Here is a 10,888-nt window from a genome sequence, read left to right as displayed (position 1 = left end):
ATTTCAAAACGATGCGCATCAATGCAGTGCGATGCAAAATGGCTTATGTATAATCACGTCCATTCGTCACACTCTTTGGTATCACTCATGACTAACACTAACTTCTCTCAAACGGCTGCCTTTATCTGGTCGGTCGCTGACCTGCTGCGTGGTGATTTTAAGCAATCCCAGTACGGGCGCGTGATTCTGCCTTTTACGCTGTTACGCCGTCTTGAGTGCGTGTTAGCGCCGACCAAAGAGGCTGTGGTTGCGGAAGCAGAAAAGCTGAAAGCCAGCCCGTTGCCGGAAGAAGGGCGAGAGAAGTTTCTGTTACGCGCCACCAAAGGTTTGTCGTTCTTCAATACCTCGCAGATGGATCTTGGCAAGATGGGGCAGAACGACATCCGGGAAAACCTTGAGAACTACGTTCAGTGCTTCTCAAAGGACGCGCGTGAAATCTTTGAGCATTTCAAATTCAGTGAGTTTGTTGGCCTGCTGGATGATGCCAACCTGCTGTTCAAAATTGTTAAGAAATTCGCCACCACAGACCTGAGCCCGAAAGCCATTTCTAACCATGAAATGGGGCTGGTGTTTGAAGAGTTAATCCGCCGTTTTGCGGAGAGCTCAAACGAGACGGCCGGGGAGCACTTTACCCCACGCGATATCGTGCGCTTAACCACCTCGCTGGTGTTTATGGAAGATGATGAAGCGCTGTCTAAAGACGGCATCATCCGTACCATTTACGACCCGACAGCCGGTACTGGTGGTTTCCTCTCTTCTGGCATGGAATATGTGCACGAGTTAAACCCAAATGCGGTGATGCGTGCGTTTGGTCAGGAGCTGAACCCTGAGTCTTATGCCATCTGTAAAGCCGATATGCTGATCAAAGGCCAGGACGTCAGCCGCATCAAGCTGGGGAACACGCTTTCCAACGACCAGCTCCCGCAAGACCAGTTCGACTACATGCTATCTAACCCACCGTTTGGCGTGGACTGGAAGAAGATTGAAGGCGAGATTAACGACGAACACCTGCAAAAAGGCTTTAACGGGCGTTTTGGTCCAGGCCTGCCGCGTGTGTCCGATGGCTCGCTGCTGTTCCTGATGCACCTGATCAGCAAAATGCGCGATAACGGCAATGTTGATGGCTCGGTGAGCAACGGTGGGCGTATCGGCATTATCCTTAACGGTTCGCCGCTGTTTACCGGCGGTGCAGGTAGCGGTGAGAGTGAAATCCGCCGTTATATTCTGGAAGCCGATTTGCTGGAAGGCATTGTCGCGCTGCCGACGGATATGTTCTACAACACCGGCATTGCCACCTATGTGTGGATTCTGTCGAACAAGAAAGCCGCCGAGCGTAAAGGCAAAGTCCAGCTCATTGATGGCACCAACCTGTGCGGCAAGATGCGCAAGTCTTTAGGTTCCAAGCGTAACCTGATGGGTGAGGACGATATTAAGCTTATCACCCAGACCTTTGGTGAGTTTGAAGTGGTGGATGCGACTTCTCTTGAAGAGTTGGGGCTTGATAAAGCACCGGAGCAAAAATCTAACCGTGGCCGTCAGTCTGCTACAACCAAAACTGAAGCGCCGAAAACCTTTGCCAGTAAAATCTTTAACAGCACTGATTTTGGCTACCGCCGCCTGACCATCGAACGCCCGCTACGTTTGTCTGCACAAGTGACTGACGAAGCTATCGCTATTTTGCGTTTTGCAACCAAACCGCTTAACGCGCCATTGGAACGCCTGTTTGAAGAGTTTGGCGCACAGTGGAATGCCGATAGCTACGGCGATTTTAGCGAGCTGGAGGTAGAAGCCCGCGCCATTATCAAAGCGGAATTTGCTGAACTGAAAGAGAAGCAAATTAAAGACCTTCTGGACAGCAAACTGTGGCTAGCACAACGCGCATTGATGGATAAAGCGCAGCAAATCCAGACGGCATTGGGTGCAAAAGCGGGTGGCAAAGTTCTGGTTAGTAATGACTTTAATGAGTTCCAGCTCACTCTGAAAGATGCGATTAAAACGGCTGGCGTGAAGCTCGATACTAAAGAGAACAAACAGTTTATCGATGCCATCACCACTAAAAACCCTGCCGCCGAACCGGTAGTGAAAAAGGTGCTGAAAGAAGCCGCCCAGCCACTGTACGGCGCATTTGAATACAAAGGCAAAGTGGTGGAGTTCGAACAGGACGGCGATCTGCGCGATAACGAGAACGTACCGTTAAACCCAGCCATTGCCACCAGCGACCTGATTGAAAACTACTTTAAAGCTGAAGTTCTGCCACATGTATCCGATGCCTGGATTAACGCCGATAAGCGAGATGCCAAAGACGGTGAGGTGGGGATTGTTGGTTATGAAATTCCGTTTAACCGCCATTTCTATGTTTACCAACCACCGCGCCCATTAGAAGAGATTGATGCCGATCTGGATGCTGTTAGTGCCGAGATTATGAAGCTGCTGCATGAGGTACATTCCTGATGGCTAAATATAAGGCATATTCAGAATATAAGGATTCTGGGGTTGAGTGGCTGGGGGATATTCCAACTCATTGGGTTTGTACGGCGCTAAAGCGTTTATGTTCACTTACTACAGGATTAACCCCACCAACTCAAAACGAAGAGAACTATGCAGATGAAGGGTATCCTTGGGTTAGGCCTGAAGATATAAATGAGCATGGACTGGAAACACGCGCGTCGAAATATGTTAGTGATACAGGTTGGAAGTTATTAAGACATATTGAGCCTAATTCAACACTTATCTGTTGTATCGGGACAATTGGTAAATGTGGCTACGTAAGAGAAACCGTCTCAACTAATCAGCAAATCACTGCTGCCACTTTTCGTAATCACGAAAGATATTATTTTTATCTGATGCAAGCTGCCAGAACACAGCTTGAGGAGTTAGCGACCGGGAATGTTTTGAAAATCTTGAACTCCGAACGCCTTGGGGCATTAAATGTGATTAAGGTGGAAGGTAAAGAATCAGACACCATAGCCGAATTCCTCGACCACGAAACCGCAAAAATCGACAACCTAATCGAGAATCAACAGCAACTCATTGAACTGCTTAAAGAAAAGCGTCAGGCAGTGATCAGTCATGCTGTGACTAAAGGACTAAACCCTGATGTGCCGATGAAAGATTCTGGTGTTGAGTGGTTGGGTGAAGTGCCGGAGCACTGGATTGTTCGCAGGTTAAAGCACACTTCAAGTTTGCAATCTGGAATACCTAAAGGAAAAGATCTAACAGGCAAGAACAGTATTTCAGTGCCTATGCTTCGTGTTGCTAACGTTCAGGATGGTTATCTTGATCTTGACGATGTGCATAGCATAGATATTGAACCAAGTCAGTTAGGGCGATATTTACTCCGCGATGGTGATGTATTGATGAATGAGGGAGGGGATAATGATCAATTAGGCCGAGGTGCTGTATGGACTGCTCCGATTAATAATTGCATTCATCAAAACCATGTTTTTGCGATTCGCCCTAATTCTATTGAACCAGAATGGCTAGATATGCTTACTCGTGCAGCTTATGCTAAATTTCACTTCTATCGTGTGGCTAAGCAAAGTACAAACCTTGCATCCATTTCATCAACAAATATTAAAGAAACACCGTTACTTGTTCCTCCCAAGAAGGAAAGAGATGAAATTCTCAAATTTGTTGATTTTCAGCTTAAAAAAATAAAAGCAACGGAAGAACTTAGTATTAAGCAAGTCGTTCTTCTGCAAGAACGCCGCACAGCCCTTATCTCCGCCGCCGTCACCGGCAAAATCGACGTACGCAACTGGGCTGCACCAGACACCAGCGATATCGAGGCATCAGAGGAAGCTACCGCATGAGTATGGACACCACCAAAGAGCTGATTTTCCAGGATGAAATGATTGCTCAGATGGAAGATAAAGGCTGGATTCGTGGCAAGTCTGACGGCTATGACCGCGAACGTGCTTTGTACTCGCAGGATGCCATTGCCTTTGTGCAAAACACTCAGCCGCTGGAATGGGAAAAGTTCTCGAAGATTTACCCCACCGATACCGAACGCCATTACCTCGATTTGCTGGTGGCGCAACTTAAAAAAGCTGATAACAACGCCACAGACCAGCTATCACGTACTTACGGCACGCTGGGCGTATTGCGTCACGGAATCAAAAGCCATAATGCGCGCTTTTCGCTATGCCAGTTTAAGCCCGAGCACAATCTCAACCCGGAAACTCTGGCGCGTTATAAACAGAATATCTGCCGTGTGGTGCCGGAACTGGTTTATAGCCCCTATGCCACCAAAGCCGCATTGGATGAAACCGGTTCAATCGCTAAAAAATGGCGTATCGATCTGGTGCTGTTTATCAATGGCCTGCCGATAGCTACCCTTGAGCTGAAGTCCGAGTTCAAGCAGGCGGTACACAACGCGATCAAACAATATAAGAAAACGCGTTTGCCGAAAGACCCGGTCACCAACAAACCTGAGCCGCTGCTGACCTTCAAACGTGGCGCACTGGTGCACTTTGCCGTCAGCCAGTATGAAGTGTTTATGGCCACCAAACTGGCAGGGGATGACACCTTCTTCCTGCCGTTTAACAAAGGCACCAAAGAAGGCGGCGCGGGGAATGAAATCCCTGAGGATGAAAACGAATATGCCACCAGCTATTTGTGGAATGAAGTCCTGCTGCCCGACAATCTGCTGAAAATCCTCGCCAGTTTTGTACACCTGCAAATCGAAGAGAAAGAAGACTGGAACGGGCTGAAAGTTAAAAAAGAGAGTCTGATCTTCCCGCGTTATCACCAGTGGGATGTGGTGAATAAACTGATTAGTGCTGCCGCAGATGAAGGCACTGGCCATAAATATCTGATTCAGCACAGCGCCGGTTCCGGTAAATCTAACTCGATCGCCTGGACTGCCCATCAGCTTTCCCGTCTCTATGATGAGAAGGGCGAGAAGCAATTCCATTCGGTGATTGTGGTCACGGACCGCACCGTGCTGGATGACCAACTTCAGGACACTATCTACCAGTTTGAACATGCGGATGGTGTGGTTGGGCGCATCAACAATAAAGAAGGCGATGGCTCAAAATCAGAAAAGCTCGCCAGCGCGCTGGAAAACTCGCAGCCGATTATTATCGTCACCATTCAGACCTTCCCGTTCGTACTGAAAGCCATCGAAAACAGTGTCAGCCTCAAACAGCGCAAATATGCGGTAATTGCCGACGAAGCGCACTCCTCGCAAAGTGGCTCTACGGCGCGTCAGCTCAAAGAAGTGCTGATGAAAGACGAAGCGGATGACGATGTGGAGTTGTCTTCGGAAGATATTCTTGATGCCACCATCGCGGCGCGTAAAAACAGCAGTAATCTTAACTACTATGCGTTTACCGCCACGCCAAAAGCCAAAACACTAGAGCTGTTTGGCCGCCGTCCTAATCCTCTGGAACCGGCATCGAAAACCAATAAGCCGGAAGCCTTCCACGTTTACTCCATGCGCCAGGCCATCGAAGAAGGCTTTATTCTTGATGTGCTGAAGAACTATACCAACTACAAAGTGGCGTATAAGCTGCTGAAAAAGTTGGATGACCCTGACCGGGAAGTGGACAGCAAAAAAGCCAAAATCAAACTGAACCAGTGGGTCGTGCTGCACGAGCACAACGTCTCGCAAAAAGTAAAAGTGATTGTTGAGCACTACCGCAAACATGTGATGCATTTACTGGGCGGACAGGCTAAAGCGATGGTCGTCACCAGTTCTCGCAAAGCGGCGGTGCGCTACAAACTGGCGTTTGATAAATATATTGCGGAGAACAACTACCAGAAGGTTAACGCCATGGTCGCGTTTTCCGGCGAAGTAGAATTCTTCGAAAGTGATCCTAACAGCCTCGCGCTGCTGAATAAGAAGTTTACCGAAACCAATATGAACCCAGGGCTGAAAGGCCGGGACATGCGCAAAGCCTTCGATAGTGATGATTATCAGGTGATGCTGGTGGCGAATAAGTTCCAGACCGGTTTCGACCAGCCGAAGTTGTGTGCCATGTATGTGGATAAAAAACTGGGTGGAGTGGAGTGCGTACAGACGTTATCTCGCCTGAACCGCACCTATCCGGGCAAAGCGCAGTCGGGCACTTTCGTACTTGATTTCTGGAACGAACCCGAGGAAGTTCTGGGCGCATTCCAGCCTTACTACCAAACGGCTGAACTGACCGATGTCAGCGACCCACAACTGGTCTTTGAACTGTTCCAGAAGCTTCGCACCAGCGGCATTTTCCAGTGGAATGAAGTCGAGCAATTCTGTGACGCCTTCTTCACTAAAAACAAATCTAACGCCGCGATTAGCAATATCTGCAAACCTGCCGTTGAGCGTTGGAAGAAGCGTTATAGCTCCGCTGTTGAGGCTTATAAGCTGGCAAAAGAGATCTTTGAACGCACGAAAAAAACCAACGATACGGTGCTTATCACCAACGCGGAAAACAGCTTCAAAGAGTGCAAACAAGAGAAAGACAAACTGGATATCTTCAAGAAAGATCTCGGCAGCTTTGTCCGTTTTTACGAGTTTATGTCGCAAATCGTTGAGTACGATGACAAGGAACTGGAGAAACTCAGCCTGTTCGCCCGCCATCTGCGCCCGTTACTGCATGAGCAGCGCATTGAAGAAGACGAGATTGATTTAAGCAACGTGGAAATGAGCCATTATCGCTTATCGAAAATCCACGAGCAGCATCTCAAGCTTCAGGAAGATGCCGAAGAATACAAAATCGAGCCGGGCAACGACGTTGGCACCGCCAAGCCGAAGGATAAAAAAGAAGAGTTTCTGTCTAACATTCTGGCGCGCCTGAACGACCTGTTTATTACCGATAACCTTAGCGATAAAGACATGATTAATTACGCCTTTACCGTGCGCGACAAGTTATCGGAAAACCAGGCGGTGATGACGCAGATTGCCAACAACACCCGTGAACAGGCCATGCTGGGGGATTTCCCTAAAGCCATTGATGATGCGGTGATGGACAGCAATGACGCCCAGCAAGAGATGATGATGCAGTATCTGTCTAACCCAGAACTGGCGAAAGGGTTTGCGCGGGTGGTGTTTGATATGTTGAAAGGGGCGTAGTTTTTTAACTGACCAGGAGTGGGGATGCGTTGTCTGGTATGGAACGCAGGTAAAATGTATCCCCATCAGCGGTGGCGGACCCGAAACCACCAGCCCAATCCCTGTAGGGATAAATGGGCTGGGAAAAGTGTAGCGGTATCAGGGACAGTTTTTAGGACCAGTTTAGTATCTGGTTTTTTTCTATCGCCACAGTTTTAACGGCTAATTTCGGTGTATGCATTCCTTGTAGTGTGTAACTGTAATTGGGGCGTAATCCCGCCTGATTTGGATAAATCAGCTGCAAATGAGGAACCTCATAGCAACCTGCATAGGCGTAAAGTTGGTAAATATCGCTGCTGGAAACCCCCAGTTTGCGGTCTGCTTCATTAAGCAATTTCCACTTTGTGTCTGCTATCAATTGTGGAACACCCTTGTCATCGACAAGGGCAACATCTGGCCGTAATTGAAACTGTGGGGAGTCACCTTCACGCGTCGCCAGATATTTTCGCGGCCCTTGTGTACGAAGAATCCAACCCTGCTGGTGGGCCCAAGGTTTTAACTTTTCTGCTACCCACGCTTCGAATAAGCGATTCATATCAAACAACAATGAAAATAGCGGTGTGCTACCTGCCAGTACATCAGGTTTAATCGCAGCAATAAATAATCGGCACTGTTCAAGGACAGGCTGGAACCGTTGGTTAATACGATCGCTTTTGAGTAACTTGAATGACTGCAAAGTGATGGGCACATCGCTAATGCCGTCAAAATGCATCAATAGTTCGGATAACTGCTTTTTGGTTTTGCCGGAGCGTGTCCAGGGCATTAACAGACGCAGGGTAAAGCGGAGTATTTGATTCAGAACCATATCTTCGCTGAAATCGTCGAAGCGACAATAAAGCCGCTCTCTGTGTACCAGATTGTGTCTGACATGCTGCGGGATAACCAGGCGACCACGCATTACAGACAGGTTTTCTTCCTGCTCTATGTAATTGCGCAACTTGCCCTGAAGGATCTGTGTATGCAAATCATGACAAAAATGCTGGATAAAAATATCCAGCAGACAATGTTGGTGGGTATTGATGCCTGCCTGCGCACCTTTATGTGTACGCATGATTCGAGCGGTATACAGCATTTGCACCAATGCCGCACGGCAGGATTCAGGCTGTTCTTCCTTACCGTGTATTTTTGGCAAGATCTCCAGTGTTAAGTCATCCAGTTGAATGACGCCGCAGAATTGTGCAAACCGCACAGACTGATGCCCCCAGCTAAAAGCACCATTAGGAAGATTTGGTGCTAGCTTTTCCAGTAGCCGGGCATGATGAATGCCCAGCGCGTGCTGGGCGGCTGCTCGTTCAGTGATAACTGGCAGCGAACTATGCTCAATCACCGACAGAATTTCTGCCACTGCTTAATCCTCGTAAATTTTACGGATTGAGTCGGGCGTTATTTCTTGTGCAACCGAAACCCGATATTCAACAACCTCTTCAAAGTCATCGTGGGTAAAGCCAAAAACATCTTTGCTGGTCAACTTTGCATGTCTAATCAGCGGAGCTTCTACCAACTTACCGGTTGCGTCGATATCGCGGAACACCAGTTGTATTTTGTACCAGTCTTCATAGAAGTATTCCTGCAGGAGCGGAATTAACTGGTTCAGGAAAACCGTCTTTAGCTGTGTGAGGTTAGTCACCGGGCAAAGATAAGCATGGCCAAGCATGAGATCGCGGCTTAGAAGAAAGCGGATACGGTGGTTCATTGCATCCAGCAGTTTGCGCAGGTTAATCTGGTTGCCATCTTCATCAAGAATATTTCCCGCATCATCTGAGCCTGCTATTTTGCTGCTGTCCGGCATCAGTTCTTTAAAACGGAAGCGGCGGCGTAAAGCGGTATCCAACAGTGCGATTGAGCGATCTGCAGTGTTCATCGTGCCGTAAATATCCAGATTTTTAGGCACTCCAAATGGCTTGCGAGAATAGGGCAGGGTAATGTGCATGCCTTTGTCGCCGCTGGTGCGTTTGTCGGTTTCAATCAGTGTTATTAACTCGCCGAATATTTTTGCTACGTTGCCACGGTTAATTTCATCGATAAAGATGGCGTAGCGATGCACCGGATCAGCTTCGGCACGCTGGCAGATACGGCGAAATACGCCATCCTGTGGCGAGTAGCTTAATTCACGGCTATCTTCGTCTAACTCCGGGCGGATGCCTTCTACGAAGTCTTCATAACTGTATGCCTGATGGAAAGTGATGAACTCGTAGCGGTTGATAGTTTTATTATTTTCAGAAGGCTTTTTAAGTGAAGAAACCAAACTAACTAAATCAGCACATTCTTCTCTAGCTTCAGGAAGCAAAAACCATGTGCTATCACTATTTTTATCAAAAAGGTAAGGCGCTGTACGGCGCTCAAATTTCACGGTGTTCGAATCAATAGCTGCATGATTTTGCAAGGTTGACCAAATTGTTTGATGCAAGTTTTTTGTTCTTTCTAACGCTGTTGCTTTGGTTTTCACAAATTCATGTTCGCGAATAGCAGGTACTTTTGCTTTACCACTTAAATCTGTTAGTGCCATAAAAACTACATCACACCATGATTTATCGGCGAGCTGTTCGGTCAGCCATTGCTTTCGCGTCAATGTCTGAGCTTCGCTGACATATTTTGCTTTCAGCTGATTTAACTCGTAGGTTTTACCAGTGCCCGGTGGGCCGAACAAAATTAAGTTCAATGGCTCCATTATTTCGGGCTGCGTGAGCGCTTCATCAATGGGCTCGATTACCGCAGGCTGTTCGACAGGTTCTGTAGTTTTTTGCCAGATACTGGATAGTGGTGGGACGTAGAAATCGAGCTGCTGGGTATGTTGTTTTTCTTCTTGTTCATGACGAATCTCTAGTAGCGCTCTGTCCATAGCAACAGCGGATAGTTCTTCTTTCTGATGTGGTTTGAAGACGCGGATGATAGTACGACGATCATTGTTGCTAAAAACGCGTTCAAATTCATCGGGGAACAGCAAAAACATCAGCATATGGCGGAACTGGCGGCTGGCATTTTCAGGGATAGCGCTAAGCCACTCTCCAAACGAGAAACCATCACTCAGTCGCGCTTCACGTTCGGCAGAGGGTAGAGCTAAAAGTGCCTTTAGCACATTAGTGAGATACGCAAATTCACGCGCGCGGAAAGTATTAAACCCTGTTCCTGCGCTGCCGATACCGGAAAGTACTGTGCTTTGCAGCATAGCGTGATCGGTATTTAGCAGCTCGCCGGACAAATCCCAAATAGTTTTTATCTGCTCACGCTTGGTTTTGATGCTGATATTGCTGGCACAGAGATACAGTAACCAAAGCATTTCCGCAGTGAATTGTTTTGCTTCAGGTGAAACACCGGCTAACTGCTCTTTAAGCCGAAGCATAAAATTGCCTTCCAGCTCCAACTGACTATTAACTACATTAGATTCAATTTCTGCCAGATATTGGCTGTTCCAGAAGTTTTTGTCACTGAAAAGCGAGATGCCATTAATTAGGCAGCGCTGGCGCCATTCACTTGCTGCATTTAAAATTTGTTCTGCTTGTTCTTCACCGGTATAGCGACTCATCCTTGTGATCCTTTTTTATGAATTAAGCAACTGATGGATATTAGTTAATTCGGTAACAGTCATCTTCTATTTTAGTGCCATCAACTTTCGCATATCCTTCAAACATCATGTGGTGACAGGTATCTAGAATCTCGCCGCTGGCTTCCGTTTTTTTCATTCCTTCACGCCGTCTGCAACTGTGAAATGTCACTTGTGCTGTTCCCTATTGGCCAGAGTGATGCACTTACAAAATTTCTTTTGCGAGCCATGAGACCTTACGGGATGCTGTT

General features: G+C 47.5%; 5 protein-coding genes. 3 read left to right on the top strand and 2 right to left on the bottom strand.

What is annotated here, in order from left to right; all coding sequences use genetic code 11:
• Nucleotides 1-87 precede the first annotated feature (87 nt).
• The 3 genes from RHD99_RS20585 to RHD99_RS20575 are packed head-to-tail and all read left to right on the top strand — an operon-like array spanning nucleotide 88 to nucleotide 7,057.
• Complete coding sequence (locus RHD99_RS20585) at nucleotides 88-2,451, top strand: type I restriction-modification system subunit M (protein WP_309876284.1); 2,364 nt, start codon at nucleotides 88-90, stop codon at nucleotides 2,449-2,451.
• Complete coding sequence (locus RHD99_RS20580; RefSeq protein ID WP_309876282.1) at nucleotides 2,451-3,812, top strand: restriction endonuclease subunit S; 1,362 nt, start codon at nucleotides 2,451-2,453, stop codon at nucleotides 3,810-3,812. The genes RHD99_RS20585 and RHD99_RS20580 overlap by 1 nt, the downstream gene beginning before the upstream one ends.
• The gene (locus RHD99_RS20575; RefSeq protein ID WP_309876280.1) at nucleotides 3,809-7,057 is read left to right on the top strand and encodes a type I restriction endonuclease subunit R; all 3,249 of its coding nucleotides are present in this window, start codon (nucleotides 3,809-3,811) and stop codon (nucleotides 7,055-7,057) included. Before RHD99_RS20580 ends, RHD99_RS20575 begins: the two co-directional genes overlap by 4 nt.
• A 151-nt stretch (nucleotides 7,058-7,208) precedes the next feature.
• On the opposite strand, the gene RHD99_RS20570 is transcribed toward RHD99_RS20575, so the two are convergent.
• Both RHD99_RS20570 and RHD99_RS20565 read right to left on the bottom strand, forming a co-directional pair.
• Complete coding sequence (locus tag RHD99_RS20570; RefSeq protein ID WP_309876278.1) at nucleotides 7,209-8,441, bottom strand: McrC family protein; 1,233 nt, start codon at nucleotides 8,439-8,441, stop codon at nucleotides 7,209-7,211.
• Nucleotides 8,442-8,444: 3 nt separating this feature from the next.
• Entirely contained in the window at nucleotides 8,445-10,619 is a 2,175-nt protein-coding gene (locus RHD99_RS20565; RefSeq protein WP_309876277.1) for an McrB family protein, read from the bottom strand.
• Between the last annotated feature and the right edge of the window lie 269 nt (nucleotides 10,620-10,888).

This window comes from Buttiauxella selenatireducens, from assembly GCF_031432975.1.
Lineage (GTDB): Bacteria > Pseudomonadota > Gammaproteobacteria > Enterobacterales > Enterobacteriaceae > Buttiauxella > Buttiauxella selenatireducens.
The sequence above is the reverse complement of the archived record's forward strand: the minus strand, read 5'-3'. Positions and strand labels throughout refer to the sequence as shown.